Below are 15,143 nucleotides of genomic sequence, written 5' to 3'. Positions count from 1 at the left end.
ACGCGCGGTCAGCCCTTGATGTACGGCTTGCCGTCGGCGGCCGGGGCGCGCACCTTGCCGACCAGCCCGGCCACCGCCAGCATGGTCGCCAGGTACGGCAGCATCGCCAGGAACTGGCTGGGGATGATGCTGTTGATCGCACCCAGGTAGGTGCCGAGCTGGTCGGCGAAGCCGAAGAACAGCGCGGCGAGCAGCGCCCCGGTCGGGCTCCACCGGCCGAAGATCAGCGCGGCCAGGGCGATGAAGCCCTTACCGCCGATCATGTTCTTGGTGAAGGTGTAGAGCGCCAGGGTGTACGACGCGCCGCCGATGCCGGCGACCAGCCCGGCCAGGATGACGTTGCGGTACCGGACCGCCAGCACCTTCACGCCGAGGGTGTCGGCGGCGGTGGGGTGCTCGCCCACCGCCCGGGTACGCAGCCCCCACCGGGTCCGGAACAGCGCGAGGTGGATCACCAGGACCAGGATCAGCCCGAGGTACAGGAAGATGTTGCCCCGGAACAGCGCCGGCCCGATCACCGGGATGTCCTCTAGCACCGGGATCGCCCAGGTCTCGAAGCGCGGCGGCTGGTTGTACTTCTGGGTGTCGGTCTGCATCAGCCGCTCGTAGAGGAAGCCGGTCAGGCCGAGCGCGAGCAGGTTCAGCACGATCCCGATGACCACCTGGTCGACCAGGTACCGGATGGCGAAGACGGCCAGCAGCAGCGAGATGAACGCGCCACCGAGCGCGGCGGCCACCAGGCCGATCCAGACGCTGCCGGTCATCGTGCCGAACAGGGCGCCCGCGAAGGCGCCCATCAGCAGTTGCCCCTCGATCGCCACGTTCACCACGCCGGAGCGTTCGCAGAGCACCCCGGCCAGCGCGCCGAAGATCAGCGGCAGGGCCAGGATGAAGGTGCCCCGGACGATGTTGACCATGGGCATGAAGTTCTGCCCGGCCGGCGCGGCGGAGACCTGCCAGCAGAGGAACGACGCGACGAAGCCGACCACGCCCACCGCCAGGACGGTGGTGAACCAGCGCTTCGGCACCACCCCGGCGAGCAGGGCGGCACCGGCGGCCACCGCGAGCACCCCGAACAGGATCGCGCCCAGGGTCCCGTTGACCTCCAGCGCCGCGCCCTCGGCGTCGTCGCTGAGCGTGAAGCGGGCCTGCTGGTCGGTGGCGAGCGCCCCGAACAGGACCGCCGCGAGCAGACCGAGCGCCAGCAGCACCACGCCGATCTTGCGGTTGCGGGTCCAGAAGCCCTCCGCTACGGGGGCGACCGCCACGTCGTCGACAGCCATCGTGGACATGAGGTCACCAGCCCTTCGCGAGGCTCGTCTGCAACCGGGCGGCGCGGGCCGCCCGGAGCCGGAAGATCGCCTTCACCAGGGCGGGCGCGGCGATGAAGATGACGATCAGCGCCTGGAGCACGGTCACCAGCTCCAGCGAGATCCCCGCGTACGACTGCATCCGGTTGCCGCCCGCCTGGAGCGCGCCGAACAGCAGCGCGGCGAGCAGCACGCCCCACGGCTTGACCCGGCCGAGCAGCGCCACCAGGATGCCGTCGAAGCCGATCTGGGCCACCACCAGCGGGGTCAGCGCGGCGGCGGTGGTGCCGAGCACCATCTGCGCGCCGCCCAGCCCGGCGAGCGCGCCGGCCAGCACCATCAGCAGCACGTACGCCTTGGCGACGCTGATACCGGCGGTGCGGGCGGCCTCGGGGTTGGCCCCGACCGCGCGCAGCTCGAAGCCGAATGTGGAGCGGTTGAGCAGCCAGGCCACGAACCAGGTGGCCGCCACCGCGAGCAGGATGCCGGCGTGTACCCGCAGGTCGGAGCCGAGCAGCCGGGGCAGCTGCGCGGAGCCGTCCACCGAGCGGCTGATCGCGTCGGTACGGTTCGGGTCCTGGACGCCGTTCTGCACGATGATCCAGGAGAGGAAGTACACGCCGACGTAGTTGAGCATGATCGTGTTGATCACCTCGTGTGCCCCGGCGCGGGCCTTCAGGATGCCCGGGATAAAGCCCCAGATCGCCCCACCGAGCGCGCCGGCGATCACCGCGACCAGCAGGTGCAGCACCGGCGGCAGCGGCAGCAGGAACCCGGCCAGCGCGGCGAGGATGACGCCGATGGTGGCCTGCCCCTGGGCGCCGATGTTGAACAGGCCGCCCCGGAAGGCGAGCGCCACCGACAGGCCGGTGAAGACCAGCGGCGCGGCGTAGGTCAGCGTCTCGGAGATCGGCGCGAACACCGGCTCCCAGCCGTTGCTGCCGTTGAGCCAGCCGGAGAACGCCTCCGGGTCGAAGATCGCGCCCTTGAACAGGTTGGCGTAGCCCTCGCTGACCGCCGCCCAGCTGGAGTTGATCGCGTCCGACGGGCGTGCGGTGATGTAGCTGTAGGTGGCCAGCACGTCCGGGTCGGAGATGATGATCAGGATCGCGCCGACCAGCATCGCCAGCACCAGCGCGAGCACCGTCACGGTGACCGTGTTGGCCGCCCAGAGGTTCGCCAGGAAGAGCTGGCCGAGCGAGGCCCGGCCGTCACCGGCGTCGTCCGCGCCGTGCTTCGGCCCGCCGGGCGCGCTCTGCTTCGTACCGGTCTTGGTTCCGGCGTCCGCCGGGGTGCCGCCGGGGGTACGGTCCGCGTCGCCGACGGTGGCGGCCTGGTCGGCGGTACCGACGGTGGCGGCCTGGTCGGCGTTGCCGACGGTGGCGGCCTTGTCGGCGTTGCCGACGGCGGTCTGCGCGGCCTGCTCCCGGCTCGCCGGCTCCTTGTCCGGGGACCCGGGTTCGGGGGTGGGGTTGCTCATGCCTCGTCCTCGTTCGCGTCGGTGCCCTCGGCGGCCGGTCCGGTGCCCTCGGCGGCCCGGGTCTCCGCGACCTGCGCCCGGGTCTCCTCGGCCTGGTCCGGGGTGATGCCGGCCATCAGCAGGCCGATCTCCTCGCGCGGGGTGTCCGGCGGCACGATGCCGATGATCCGGCCCCGGTACATCACCGCGATCCGGTCCGCCAGGCCGATCACCTCGTCCAGTTCGCTGGAGACCACCAGGACGGCGGTGCCGGTGTCCCGCTCCCGGATGATCTGGCTGTGGATGAACTCGATCGAGCCGACGTCCACGCCCCGGGTCGGTTGGGCGGCGATGAAGAGCTTCAGCGGCCGGGAGAACTCCCGGGCCACGATCACCTTCTGCTGGTTGCCGCCGGAGAGGGTGCCGACCGGGGCGTCCGCCGACGAGGTCCGGACGTCGAACTGGGCGATCCGCTCCCGCGCCGACTTCGCGATGGCGTCCGGCTTCAGGGCCAGGCCGCTGGCGAACGGCGGCCGGTCGTACAGGTCCAGGACCAGGTTCTCCGCCACGGAGAACTCCTTGACGACGCCGTCGACGCTGCGGTCCTCGGGGACGTAGCCGACCCCGGCGCGGAGCACCTTCTTGGTGGACCAGCCGTCGATCCGTGCGCCGTTGAGCGAGACGCTGCCGGCGAGCACCGGCCGCAGGCCCATGATCGCCTCGACCAGTTCGGTCTGCCCGTTGCCCTGTACGCCCGCGACGCCGAGCACCTCGCCGGCCCGTACGGTCAGGTCGACGCCGTCCACCGCGCGGCAGTCCCGCTCGTCGTCGACGACCAGGCCGTTCACCTCGAGGACGGGCGCGCCGGGCCGGGCCGGCTCCTTCTGCACGGTCAGGTGCACGCTGCGGCCCACCATCAGCGCGGCCAGTTCGTCCCGGCTGGCGGACGGGGAGGCGGTGCCGACGGTCTTCCCGCGCCGGATCACCGTGATCCGGTCGGCGATGGCCTTGACCTCGCCCAGCTTGTGGGTGATGAAGACGATCGACTTGCCGGCCGCCTTCAGCGACCGCATGACGGTGAGCAGTTCCTCGGTCTCCTGTGGGGTGAGCACCGCGGTCGGCTCGTCCAGGATGAGCAGGTCCACCTCGCGGGTGAGCGCCTTGACGATCTCCACCCGCTGTTGGATGCCGACCGGCAGGTCCTCGATCACCGCGTGCGGGTCGACCCGGAGGTTGTACCGCTCGGAGACCTCGGCGACCTCCCGGGCGGCCCGCCGCCGGTCCAGGAAGCCGGCCAGGCCGCCACGGACCTTCTCCGCGCCGAGCATGACGTTCTCGGCGACGGTGAAGACCGGTACGAGCATGAAGTGCTGGTGCACCATGCCGATGCCGGCGGCGATGGCGTCCGACGGCCCCTTCAGCTTCAGCGGCTTGCCGTCGACCAGGATCTCGCCCTCGTCCGGCTGGTACAGCCCGTACAGGACGTTCATCAGGGTCGACTTGCCCGCGCCGTTCTCGCCGAGCAGGGCGTGAATCTCTCCAGGCTCCACCGTCAGGTCGATGTGGTCGTTGGCGACCAGATCACCGAACCGCTTGGTGATGCCGCGCAGTTCGAGTCTCAGCGCAACCTCCTGGAGTGCGAGCGATGGTGCAGCCTAGCCGGCCGGGGTGGCCGTTCGGCAGGGCCGCGAGCTGGGGGTGGTCGGTGCAGACCGGCCGCTCCGGCGGCACGGGCGCGGTGCCCGCGTCGGCCGGAGCGGCCGGGTTGGTGCGTGACCTCCGGTCACCGTCGATCCGGCGACCGGTGGCGGGTCACTTCGGCTGGGCCGGCGAGGTGACCGTGACGGTGCCGGCGGCGATGTCGGCCTTGAGCTTGTCCAGCTCGGCCTTCAGCTCCGCCGGGACCTTGCTGTCGAAGTCGTGGAACGGCGCCAGCGAGACGCCGTTGTTCGACAGGGTGCCCAGGTAGCCCGGGGTGGCCTCAAGCTTCTCGCCCTTGGCGGCCTTGACCACGGCCTCCTTGACGGCGTCCGGGATGTTCTTCACCACGGTGCTGATGATCGCCGGGCAGTTCGGGGTGCTCTCGCAGCCGTCGACGTCCACCCAGATGGTGTTGTACTTGCCGCCGCTGGCCTGGGCGGCGGCGGTGGTGCCGAGCCCGGCGCCACCGGCGACCGGCATGATGATGTCGGCACCCTGGGCGACCAGCGCGTCGCCGACCTTCTTGCCCTCGTCCTGCTTGACGAAGTCGTTGGTGAACGACCCGTTCTGGGTGGCCTTGTCCCAGCCGAGCGGCTGCACGGTGGCGTTCTTGGTCTTGTTGTAGTGCGCGACGCCGTCGACGAAGCCGTCCATGAAGATGGTCACCGGCGGGATCTTCATGCCGCCGTAGGTGCCGACCTTCTTGCTCTTGCTCATGCCGGCCGCCAGGTACCCGGCGAGGAAGCCGGCCTGCGCGGTGTCGAACTGCATCGGGTAGACGTTGGTCTCCGGCAGCTTGGCGTCGACGATGCCGAACTGCTGGTTCGGGTTCGCCGCGGCGATCTTCGAGGTGGCGGTGCCCATCAGGCCACCGACCGCCAGGATGAAGTCGCACTTCTGGTTCACGTACTGGGTCAGGTTCGGCTCGTAGTCGGCCTCGGCCTTGGACGCCACGTACTTGGTCTCGATGTTGCTGTTCTCCGCCTTGGCGGCCTCCAGGCCCTTCCAGGCGGAGGTGTTGAACGACTTGTCGTCGATGCCGCCGACGTCGGTCACCATGCAGGCGCTGAACTTCTCGCCACCGCCGCTGGCCCCGGTCTCCTCCTCGGGAGCCTCGCCACAGGCGGCGGCACCGAGCACCAGCCCGCCCACCGCGATGGCCGAGACGACCCGCATCCCACGCACAGAGCGCAAGACGACTCCCTCCCCATCGCCACCGCTTGGTCGCGGTGGCAGTCATCAAGCCGGCCTGCGCCTTGCCGCCGGCGTCTCACGTTACGGACGCGAAGCGTAGCCGCACGCCCTCCCGCCGGCCGACAATCGTGCACGACTGTTGGGTGGCTGTTACCGCTACGTAACCGTTGGGTGCGGCAGATCACTTGCCGAGTTAACTTCCACCCGCCCCGACGTCCCCCGTGTCGGGTTCCGGCGGTCGTCCGGTTACCCGGACCGTCACCGCCAGAAGACCGCCACCGCCGCGTTGACCAGGGTCAACCCGATGATCGCCAGGAAGTGGCCCCGGTTGACGGACTCCCGCTTCCGGGAGAAGAAGACCATGACGAAGATGAGCAGCGCGAGCACCAACTTGGTAACAAGCTTCGCCGGGGCCGGCTCGTCACCGTCGCGCAGCGGCGCGGAGAGGCCCAGCCCGGTCAGGACCTGGATCACCGCGCCCCAGAGCATCGCGGCATTGATCCGGTACCGGCCGGTGACGTACTGGGCGATCCCGCCGCCGAGCAGCAGCGCGAAACCGATCAGATGGACGTAGAGAAGAATCAGCCTGAGTGCTTCCACGCCGACCATCCTCCCCCATCAACGACGGGTTGTAGTAGGGGGACCCTTCCGGACGCCGGCGCGGGAACGCCCGGCCGGGATCTCCCCCGGCCGGGCGTTCCGGTCGTCGCGCCCCGCCCCGGGCGGCGGTACGAACCGTCGCCCGACGACACGGTCCGTCAGCTGTCGATCTTCACCGAGCCGCTGACCTGGCTGTCCCGGACCGAGGCGACCGCACCGGTGGCGGACACCGAGCCGTTGACCTGGCTCTCCACGATCGACACCACCGCGGCGCCGTTCGCGCTGACGCCACCGTTGAGCTTCGCCTTGAACGCGATCAGGCTGGCCCCGGGGGCCACCTTGACGTGCCCGTTGACCTGGGCGCCGTCCAGGCAGGTGACGCCGGAGGTGACGGTGAGCCCGCCGTTACGCCGGCCCGTGATCACCTCGGTGCAGCTCGGGTAGCTCGGCTGGCTCTGCACGTTCAGCTCACCGAACGCCACCGCGCGGGCGTTGTCGGTACGGGGATCGGTCAGCTGGAGGACGTCCAGACCCTTCTGGATGTCGCTGGAGTAGATGTACCCGTTGTGGTAGTACGTCGACCAGGGGCCGCCGAGGACGAGCCGGGTCGCCGACAGCGGGCCCCGCTCCCAGAAGGCGATCTCCTGCGGGTTGGCCGAGTCGGTGAAGTCCCACACCGAGATGCCGCCCTGGTACCACGCCTGGACCATGATGTCGCGGCCCATCGCCGGGATCAGCGAGCCGTTGTGCGCCACGCAGTTCTCGAACCGGGTGTTCTCCCGCGGGATCTTGAAGTAGCTCTTGAACACCAGGGTGCGGTTCGCGCCCGCGCCCTCGATGTCGAAGATGGCGTCCGCGCCGCGCTTCGGCCCGATGGTCGGGTTGCAGGTGGCGCTGCCGCCGCCGCCCAGCTCGTCGGTGAAGACGACCTTGGTGCCGGCGTTGTTGAAGGTGGCCGAGTGCCAGAACGCGAAGTTGGTGTCCCGGACCCGGCTGAGCACCACCGGGTTCTCCCGGTCCGCGATGTCCATCAGGATGCCGTCGCCCATGCAGGCGCCGGCCGCGAGGTCCAGCGCCGGGTAGACGGTCACGTCGTGGCAGCCGCTGGTCGAGGTCGCCCCGGTGGTCGTCGGGAACAGGTTCGGCGTGGCCACCACGGCGGCGCTGGTCGGGTTGTCCAGGGGCACCTTGATGATGGACAGCTTGTCGTGCGGCGGCTGGCAGTCCGGGGCGTTCGCCGACGGGCTGTACGACTGCACGTAGACGTAGAGGTCGTTACTGTTCTTGCCCGGCACCAGGGTGTGGGTGTGCGAGCCGCAGTCGGTCTCGATGGCCTTGACGTAGGCCGGGCTGGCCTTGTCGGTCACATCGAAGATCCGGATGCCCTCCCAGGAGCTCTTGATGTTCGCCGACTGGCCGACGCTGTTGCACGAGTCGTCGTTACGGGACGAGTCGACCGACAGGAACAGCAGGTTGCCGTAGATCGAGATGTCGTTCTGCGAGCCGGGGCAGACGACCTGGCTGGTGATCTGCGGCGCGCTGGGCGTGCTGACGTCGTAGACGGTGAAGCCGTCGTAGTTGCCGACGAAGGCGTAGTTGCCCTGGAAGGCGACGTCGGTGGAGTACGACGCCTCGCGGGCGAACGCGCCGGCCTTGGGCAGGTTGGCGAGCTGCCGGAGGTTCGGGCTGCTGGCGATCTCGTCGACGCCGGGAATGACGAAGGGGGTGGGGACGTCGTCGGCCGCCTCCTCGGCGGTGAGGCAGAGTTCGGCGAAGTTGTCGCCGGCCCCCTGTAGCGCCTCGCAGTTGTCGGTGCTGTCAACGGTGCCCGGAGCTCCGTTGGCCGGGACCGCCGCCACCGCCGCGCCCAGGAGGGCGGTCGCGGCGGCGAGGCTGATGGCCCCGATCCTGCGCGCCCCTCGGGGGGTTCTACTGGCCATCTGGCACGCCCTTTCGCAGGGGGTTGATCAAGAGGTAGCGGGACCCTATCCCGAGTCAGCCAGACCACTTGTGATTTACGTCACATCGAGGAACCGCACAGATAACGATTAGGAAACGATCAACAAACCCTGCCGTATTGAATAACCGCAGGTAGGCCCAACGGCCCATCCGCCACATCAACCTTTCGCGCAGGTCAGGGCCAAGCTAGGATCCGGCCAACCCAGATAGCGGCGGGAGTCAACTTGTGCTAAGAGAGCGTTTCCGGAAGATGGCTCCCCGCCTCCGGCCGATCGTCCTGGTGGAGCTGGTCGTCCTCGTGGTGTTCGCCGTGGGGGTCACGGTCGCCCTCGGGCTGTCCGACGACGACCCGGCACCGCAGGCACGGGCCACCGCCACCCCTGAGCCGCCGGCCCCCGTCGACCAGCCCGGCGTGCCGGACTCGACCGCACCGGTCGTGCTGCCCGGACGACCCGGCGAATCCGCCCGGACCGTACCGGCGGACAAGATCACCCCCGCGCCGAGCCCGTCCTACAACGACGCGGACGTCCGGTTCGTCACGATGATGATCCCGCACCACGAGCAGGCACTGGTGATGGCACGGTTGGCCAACGGCCGGGCGGAGAACCCGAAGATCGTCGCCATCGCCGACCGGATCCTGGCGGCCCAGGCGCCCGAGATCCAGATGATGGAGGGCTGGCTGGCCACCCGGGGACTCGACCGGAACACCGGCGACGGGCACCGGCACGAGATGACCGGCATGCAGTCCGCCGACGCTCTGCGCGCCCTGGAGAACGCCCGCGGCGCGGCCTTCGACCGGATGTTCGTGGACATGATGACCGCCCACCACCGGGGTGCCATCACCATGGCCGAGGAGGCGATCGCCCTCGGCGTCGACGCCATCGTCAACGAGACCGCCAGCAGCGTCGGCTTCGAGCAGGCCATCGAGATCGAACGGATGCGCGAAGCCCTGGCCGGGTGAGCGGGGGCCCCTCCCGGGAAGGGCCCCCACCGGTCACCTCGTCCGCCAGACCTGGAAGGTGGGGCCGTCCGCGGGGAGGGTGGCCGCGCCGTCGGCGTCCGGGCGCAGGGCCGGCGCGCCACCGTACACGTTGTCGGCGGACGGCAGGCCGGTCAGCCGGACCGGGTCGCCGGGGGCCCGGCGGGCCAGCACCAGGGCGGTACCGTCCACCGCCTCCCGGGCGAAGACCAGCGTGTCCGCGTCCACGTGCAGCCAGCGCAGGCCGCCGTGGCGCAGCGCCGGCTCGGCCCGCCGCAGGGCCAGCAGCGACCGGTACGTCCCGAAGGTCCGCTGGTCCCAGGTCTCCGGCCGGTGCCACGGCATCGGGGTACGCGAGCCCTCGCCGTTGCCGCCGGTCAGCCCCAGCTCGTCCCCGGCGTAGACCATCGGGGTGCCGGGCAGGGTGGCGAGCAGCCCGGCGGCGACCTCCTGCCGGGCCGCGTCCCCGACCACGGTGCGGATCCGGGCCGAGTCGTGCGAGCCGAGCAGCTGCCAGGAGTGGCTGTACGACCGCCAGGACACCAGCGACCGGTACGTGTTCATGGTGGCGAGCATGGCGTGTCCGTCCCGGCGGGCCACCCCGCCCGGGGTGCCGAGGAAGTTCGGCACCGGGTCGTCACCGGCGCGCAGCCAGCTCCACACCGGGTCGGTGAAGCCGACGTAGTTCATCGTGCCGTGCCAGCCGTCCCGGTCCAGGTCACCGGTGTGGTCGTGGCCATGTTCGGCCATCACCAGCGCGTCCGGGCGGGTGTCGGCGGCCACCGCCCGCAGCAGCGCGGCCACCTCGTGGGTGTACGCGTCCGCGCCCCGCCGGCCGGTCATGTTCGCCACGTCCACCCGCCAGCCGTCCAGCCGGTACGGCGGGCGCAGCCAGCGGCGCAGCAGCGAGTCCGGGTCGGTGGCGAAGCGGCGGCGCAGCTCGGCGCTGCCCCAGTTCAGCTTGGGCAGCGACCGGACGCCGTTCCACGACTCGTAGTCGCCGCCCGGCAGGTCGAAGTAGTACAGCTCCCGCTCGGCGGCGTGCCGGTCGGCCGCTGCGGCGGTGAACCACTCGTGGGCGTCGCCGGTGTGGTTGCTGGTGATGTCGCCGAGCAGCCGCCAGCCCCGGGCGTGCACCGCGTCGGCGAGCCGGGCCAGGGCGGCGTCCCCGCCCAGCAGCGGGTCGACGTGGTCGAAGCTGGCCGCGTCGTACCGGTGGTTGGACCGGGCCGGGAAGACCGGCGTCAGGTAGACGGTGTTCACGCCGAGCCGGTCCAGGTGGTCCAGGTGTTCGGTGACGCCGTCCAGGTCCCCGCCGTAGAACTGGCGCGGGGTCTCCGGGCCGCGCCCGACGACCGGGGTGTCCCAGTCGCAGGGGATCGCCCAGTCGGGGGCGGTCCGGCCGTCCGCCGCCGCCGAGCGGGCGAACCGGTCCGGGAAGATCTGGTAGATCACCGCGTCCCGGGCCCAGGCCGGCGGCGGGGCGTACGTGACCAGCTTGAAGTCGCCGGCGTCCGGGACGTCGTGGTCGACCGGACCGGCGGCGTTGAGCCAGCGGGTGCCGCGTGCTCCGGTGAGCAGGAACCGGTAGTTGCTGACCGGGTTGCGGACCTCGACGTCGGCCCGCCACCAGACGTCGTCGCCGTCGCGCCGGTCCACCACCGCCTCGGCGAAGCGCGGCTCGCCGTCCGGGGTGGTACGGACGTGCACCTGGCGCACGTCACTGCCGGCCGGTACCCGGACGAAGACCGGAACCGTGTCGCCGAGGTCCGGGGCCTGGTCGGGGACGTACCGGGCGGATCCGTCGTGGTGCGGTTGCATGATGCTGGAGCCCTTTCCGTCAGGACATCAGGGGAAAGAAGACGAACTGCCCGCCGGGTCGGTGTCGACCCGACGGGCAGCACGCGACTGCTCCGGTGTACGCCGGCCTTACGCCGACGCCCTTGCCGGTAGGGCTGGTTTCACCCCTTGACCGCTCCGGCGGTGAGGCCGGAGACGATGTACCGCTGCAACGCCTGGAACACCAGCACGGTCGGGATCGCGGTGAGCAGGGTGGCCGCCGCGAAGATGCCGAAGTTGTTGTTCCGCTCGTTGCCCTGCAACATGCCGTACATGCCGACCGCCAGGGTCTTCGACTCCGAGTCGGTCAGGAACACGTTCGCCATCAGGAACTCGTTGATGGTGCTGATGAAGGCGAGCAGCCCGGTGACCGCCAGGATCGGGGCCACCAGCGGCAGCATGATCCGGAAGAAGACCTGGGCGTGCGTCGCGCCGTCCATGGTGGCCGACTCGTCCAGCTCCCGGGGGAGCGTGTCGAAGAAGCCCTTCATCAGCCAGGTGTTCACCCCGAGCGCCCCACCGAGGTAGAGCAGCATCAGCCCCCACGGGGTGTTGAAGCCGATCTCCGGCCACAGCTCGGTGATGGTGCCGAAGATCAGGAAGATCGCCACGATCGCCAGGAACTGCGGGAACATCTGGATCAGCAGCAGCGACAGCAGCCCGACCCGTCGGCCCCGGAACCGCATCCGGGAGAACGCGTACGCGGCCAGCGCCGACAGGAACACCGAGATGAACGACGCCAGCCCGGCGATCAGCAGCGAGTTGAGGAACCACCGCTCGAAGGCGGTCCGCTCGAACAACTCGCCGAAGTTGCCGAACGACACCCCGTCGGTGGGCACCAGCTCGGTGGAGGAGAGGGTGCCCAGCGGGTTGAGCGCCGCCGAGAACACGAACAGGATCGGGAAGAGGCTGAACACCACCCCGAGCACGCCGACCAGGTGCCGCCAGCCGACCTGGGCGAACCACCGGTTCCGCCCGGCGTTGCGGTTGACCGGGGCGGTGGCCACGCTCGCGGTGGCCGGTCCCGTCGCTGTGGTCACGAGTACACCTCCTCCTGCTTACGGGTACGCCGGAAGCTCACCGCCGACACCACCGCCACGATGGTGAAGATGAACAGCGAGATCGCCGCGGCGAAGCCGAACTCCGCGCCCTGCCCGCCGAAGGCCAGCCGGTAGGTGTACGTGATCAGCAGGTCGGTCGCGCCGTTGGTCGGGTTGTCCGCCGGGAAGGGCGCGCCCTCGGTGGTCAGGTAGATCGCGTTGAAGTTGTTGAAGTTGTACGCGAACGACGCGATCAGCAGCGGGGAGAGCGCGACCAGCAGCAGCGGCAGGGTGACCGCCCGGAACGACTGCCAGGGCGACGCCCCGTCGACCGAGGTGGCCTCGGTCAGCTCGCGCGGGATGGCCTGCAACGCCCCGGTGGCGACCAGGAACATGTACGGGTACCCGAGCCAGAGTTGCACCAGGATCACCGCGAACCGGGCCGTCCACTCCCCGCCGAACCAGTTCACGCCGAGCCCGAACAGGTTGTTGACCAGGCCGAAGTCGGTGTTGAACATGTCCCGCCAGACCAGCAGCATCGCGAACGACGGCATGGCGTACGGCAGGATCAGCAGCACCCGGTAAAGGTTGGTGTACCGCATCCGGGGCGAGTGCAGGGCCAGCGCGATGAACATGCCGAGCAGGAACGTCCCGCCGGTGGAGCCGATCGCGAAGGCGAAGTTCCAGATCAGCGTGCCGAAGAACGGCCCGGAGATGTTCCCGTCGGTGATCACCCGGGTGAAGTTCGACAGCCCGACGTTGACCTTCCAGCCCTGGGCGAGCCGCTCACCGTCGGCGGCGACGAAGGAGCCGACCGCCTCGTCCGCCGTCCAGGTCTTGCCGGTCTCGCTGTCCCGGATGCAGTCGCAGCCCTGGTCGTACGCCCGGACCGCCCGCCCCTCGTAGGCGCGGGACAGGCCGGACGAGCGCAGCGCGCCGGCGTCGGTCGGCACCACCAGGTCGGTGATCTCCTGGCTGCGTGCGCCGGCCTGACCGAAGTTGAGGATCGTGTAGCCCTCGGCTGCGGTGACCTTGCCGCCGGGGGCGACGGTGACGTCGGCGGCGTCCAGCCGGGTCAGCCCGCCGGCGTCACCGGCGGAGACGGTGCCGGTCGCCGGGTCGGAGACCAGGAAGACCAGCGGCCCGGTGGCCGGGTCGCCCTTGGTGGCGACGGAGAGGGCGTACTCGGCGGAGCCGGGCACCTGCTTCACCGAGGCGGTCTGGATGGCGACGATCGCGTCGTCCTTGTCGCCCCGGTGGCCGTCGCCGAAGTTGGTGAACGCGGTGCTGGCCGTGTACAGCACCGGGAGGACCTGGAACGCGATCAGGAACAGCGTGCCGGGGACCAGGTACTTGGCCGGGATGTGCCGGGGGGTCAGGTACAGGTAGAAGAGGCCGGCGGTGGTGGCCGCCAGCAGCGCCAACCCGGCCCACTTCTCGCCCTCGACGAGCGGGAAGGCGGCCCAGACCGCGATCCCGGCGGTCAGGCCGAGCAGGATCACCTTGACCGCGAGGCCGGTGAGGGTGATCGGCGCGTCGTTGCGCGCGGTACGGCGCTTCCGCGCGGGCCGGGAGCCGGTGGGCTCCCGGCCCGGGGCCTGGCTGGCAGACCCCGGGCCGGACAGCGACGTGGTCATTACTTGATCGAGCCGGCGATCGTCTTGCCGGCGGCGGTGACGGTGGTCGTCGGGTCCGCGCCACCGATGACGGCCGCCTCGGCCTTACCGAACGGGTCCCAGATCGCGGCCATCGCCGGGATCGCCGGGAGCACCTGGCCGTTCTTGCCGGCCTCCTGGAACTTGACCAGGTCGGGGTCGCTGCCCTTGACCTGGTCGAGGGCGGCGGTCAGCGCCGGGGGACGCGGCTCGGCGTTGTAGAGGGCCACGGCCAGCTCGGGGGTGCTGGTGTAGTTGGCGACGAACTCCTGGGCCAGGGCCTTGTTCTTGCCCTTCGCGGCGACGTAGAACGCCTGGACGCCCACGAACGGCTGGGCCTCCTTGCCACCGGCGAAGCCGGGGACCGGGGAGATGTCGTACTTCAGGCCGGCCTTCTTCACGTCGGTGATCGCCCACGGGCCGGAGGCCAGGAAGGCGCACTTCTTGCTGGTGAAGGTGGCGATGGAGTTGGTGTCGGCGATGGAGCGCTTGAGCACGCCCTCGCCCTTCTCACCGAGCGCGCCGATCTTCTTGAACGCCTCGATCGACTCCGGCTTGCCGACGCCGAGGTCCTTCGGGTCGTAGTCGCCGTTGGCGGTGGTGCCGAAGAGGTATCCGCCGCCGGAGGTGTACAGCGGGTAGATGTGGTACGCGTCGCCGTTCTGGCCGACCTGGAGGCAGAGGGTCTCGGTGACCTTCTTCTCCGCCTTGAGCTTCTTGCCGGTGGCGACCAGGTCCTCGATCGTCTTCGGCGCTTCGGGGGCCAGCTCGGTGTTGCGGATCAGCGCCAGGTTCTCCTGGGCGTACGGGACGCCGTAGACCTGGCCGTTGAAGGTGACCGCCTTGATGGAGATCTCGCTGAACGCGCTCTTCTTGTCGGCGGCGAGCTGCACCGGCTCGATCGCGCCGTTCTGGACCAGGTTGCCGATCCAGTCGTGTGCGCCGACCACGACGTCCGGCCCGTTGCCCTGCTGGGCGGCGGTGACGAAGTTGGTCTGCAGGTCCTTGGAGATGGCTTCGACCTTGACGGTGACGCCGTTCTCCTGGCCGAACTTGTCGGCGAAGGGCTGGAGAGCGGCGGTCCGCTTGTCGTCGGCCCAGATCACCAGTTCGCCACCGGAGGCCTTGGTGGACTCCTGGGCGGCCGGCTCGTCGCTGCTGTCGCTGCCACCGCAGCCGGACGCGGCGAGCGCCAGGGCGAAGGCGGCGACCACACCCGCGGTACGGATGCGCATCGGTACTCCTGTCGTCATCGCGGTCCGCCTGAGGTAAGGGCGGCCCGCCGGTGGAAACCTCGGTAAAATTCGTGCCAACCGGCGCTGTGCCTGCTGCGCCGCTGCTCTCGCGTGTTGCGGGGACGTTAGCAAGAGGTTGCAGACAATGGAAGGGCTTGCAGAGGTGTACGCA

11 protein-coding genes are annotated in these 15,143 nt (G+C 70.2%); 1 reads left to right on the top strand and 10 read right to left on the bottom strand.

The window, feature by feature from the left end:
* Positions 1–8: 8 nt before the first annotated feature.
* The 6 genes from PVK37_RS10395 to PVK37_RS10370 form a co-directional block, all read right to left on the bottom strand.
* The gene (locus PVK37_RS10395; RefSeq protein WP_275033615.1) at positions 9–1,292 is read right to left on the bottom strand and encodes an ABC transporter permease; all 1,284 of its coding nucleotides are present in this window, start codon (positions 1,290–1,292) and stop codon (positions 9–11) included.
* 4 nt (positions 1,293–1,296) lie between these two features.
* Positions 1,297–2,790 carry an ABC transporter permease gene (locus PVK37_RS10390; protein WP_275033614.1) on the bottom strand — a complete coding sequence of 498 codons (1,494 nt, stop codon included), beginning with the start codon at positions 2,788–2,790 and terminating at the stop codon, positions 1,297–1,299.
* Positions 2,787–4,331: an ABC transporter ATP-binding protein gene (locus tag PVK37_RS10385; protein ID WP_341483444.1), complete on the bottom strand. Its 1,545-nt coding sequence runs from the start codon at positions 4,329–4,331 to the stop codon at positions 2,787–2,789. The genes PVK37_RS10390 and PVK37_RS10385 overlap by 4 nt, the downstream gene beginning before the upstream one ends.
* A gap of 250 nt (positions 4,332–4,581) precedes the next feature.
* A complete protein-coding gene (locus tag PVK37_RS10380; protein ID WP_275035071.1) occupies positions 4,582–5,646 on the bottom strand; it encodes a BMP family lipoprotein in 1,065 nt (354 codons plus the stop codon).
* Positions 5,647–5,922: 276 nt separating this feature from the next.
* Positions 5,923–6,264 (bottom strand): hypothetical protein, encoded by a 342-nt coding sequence (locus PVK37_RS10375; protein ID WP_275033613.1) that lies wholly within the window; start codon positions 6,262–6,264, stop codon positions 5,923–5,925.
* Positions 6,265–6,422: 158 nt separating this feature from the next.
* Positions 6,423–8,204: an LVIVD repeat-containing protein gene (locus PVK37_RS10370; protein ID WP_423791025.1), complete on the bottom strand. Its 1,782-nt coding sequence runs from the start codon at positions 8,202–8,204 to the stop codon at positions 6,423–6,425.
* Positions 8,205–8,473: 269 nt separating this feature from the next.
* On the opposite strand from PVK37_RS10370, the gene PVK37_RS10365 reads away from it, so the two are divergent.
* On the top strand, positions 8,474–9,184 hold the full coding sequence (locus tag PVK37_RS10365) for a DUF305 domain-containing protein (RefSeq protein ID WP_275033612.1): 711 nt from the start codon (positions 8,474–8,476) through the stop codon (positions 9,182–9,184).
* Positions 9,185–9,217: 33 nt separating this feature from the next.
* Here PVK37_RS10365 and PVK37_RS10360 read toward each other — a convergent pair whose 3' ends face one another.
* The 4 genes from PVK37_RS10360 to PVK37_RS10345 all read right to left on the bottom strand — a co-directional run bounded on the left by PVK37_RS10360 (position 9,218) and on the right by PVK37_RS10345 (position 14,971).
* Positions 9,218–11,023 (bottom strand): glycoside hydrolase family 13 protein, encoded by a 1,806-nt coding sequence (locus PVK37_RS10360; protein ID WP_275033611.1) that lies wholly within the window; start codon positions 11,021–11,023, stop codon positions 9,218–9,220.
* A gap of 140 nt (positions 11,024–11,163) precedes the next feature.
* Positions 11,164–12,048 carry a sugar ABC transporter permease gene (locus PVK37_RS10355; protein WP_275035070.1) on the bottom strand — a complete coding sequence of 295 codons (885 nt, stop codon included), beginning with the start codon at positions 12,046–12,048 and terminating at the stop codon, positions 11,164–11,166.
* A gap of 29 nt (positions 12,049–12,077) precedes the next feature.
* Positions 12,078–13,718 carry an ABC transporter permease subunit gene (locus PVK37_RS10350; protein ID WP_275033610.1) on the bottom strand — a complete coding sequence of 547 codons (1,641 nt, stop codon included), beginning with the start codon at positions 13,716–13,718 and terminating at the stop codon, positions 12,078–12,080.
* On the bottom strand, positions 13,718–14,971 hold the full coding sequence (locus tag PVK37_RS10345) for a sugar ABC transporter substrate-binding protein (RefSeq protein WP_275033609.1): 1,254 nt from the start codon (positions 14,969–14,971) through the stop codon (positions 13,718–13,720). Before PVK37_RS10345 ends, PVK37_RS10350 begins: the two co-directional genes overlap by 1 nt.
* Between the last annotated feature and the right edge of the window lie 172 nt (positions 14,972–15,143).

Source organism: Micromonospora cathayae (assembly GCF_028993575.1).
Taxonomy (GTDB): domain Bacteria; phylum Actinomycetota; class Actinomycetes; order Mycobacteriales; family Micromonosporaceae; genus Micromonospora; species Micromonospora cathayae.
The sequence above is the reverse complement of the archived record's forward strand: the minus strand, read 5'-3'. Positions and strand labels throughout refer to the sequence as shown.

Bases quoted from the DNA above. Each gene is read 5' to 3' on its own strand.
- PVK37_RS10345 (WP_275033609.1), bottom strand. From the start codon at position 14,971: ATGCGCATCCGTACCGCGGGTGTGGTCGCCGCCTTCGCCCTGGCGCTC.
- PVK37_RS10390 (WP_275033614.1), bottom strand. From the start codon at position 2,790: ATGAGCAACCCCACCCCCGAACCCGGGTCCCCGGACAAGGAGCCGGCG.
- PVK37_RS10365 (WP_275033612.1), top strand. From the start codon at position 8,474: ATGGCTCCCCGCCTCCGGCCGATCGTCCTGGTGGAGCTGGTCGTCCTC.
- PVK37_RS10395 (WP_275033615.1), bottom strand. From the start codon at position 1,292: ATGTCCACGATGGCTGTCGACGACGTGGCGGTCGCCCCCGTAGCGGAG.
- PVK37_RS10380 (WP_275035071.1), bottom strand. From the start codon at position 5,646: ATGCGGGTCGTCTCGGCCATCGCGGTGGGCGGGCTGGTGCTCGGTGCC.
- PVK37_RS10360 (WP_275033611.1), bottom strand. From the start codon at position 11,023: ATGCAACCGCACCACGACGGATCCGCCCGGTACGTCCCCGACCAGGCC.
- PVK37_RS10370 (WP_423791025.1), bottom strand. From the start codon at position 8,204: ATGGCCAGTAGAACCCCCCGAGGGGCGCGCAGGATCGGGGCCATCAGC.
- PVK37_RS10350 (WP_275033610.1), bottom strand. From the start codon at position 13,718: ATGACCACGTCGCTGTCCGGCCCGGGGTCTGCCAGCCAGGCCCCGGGC.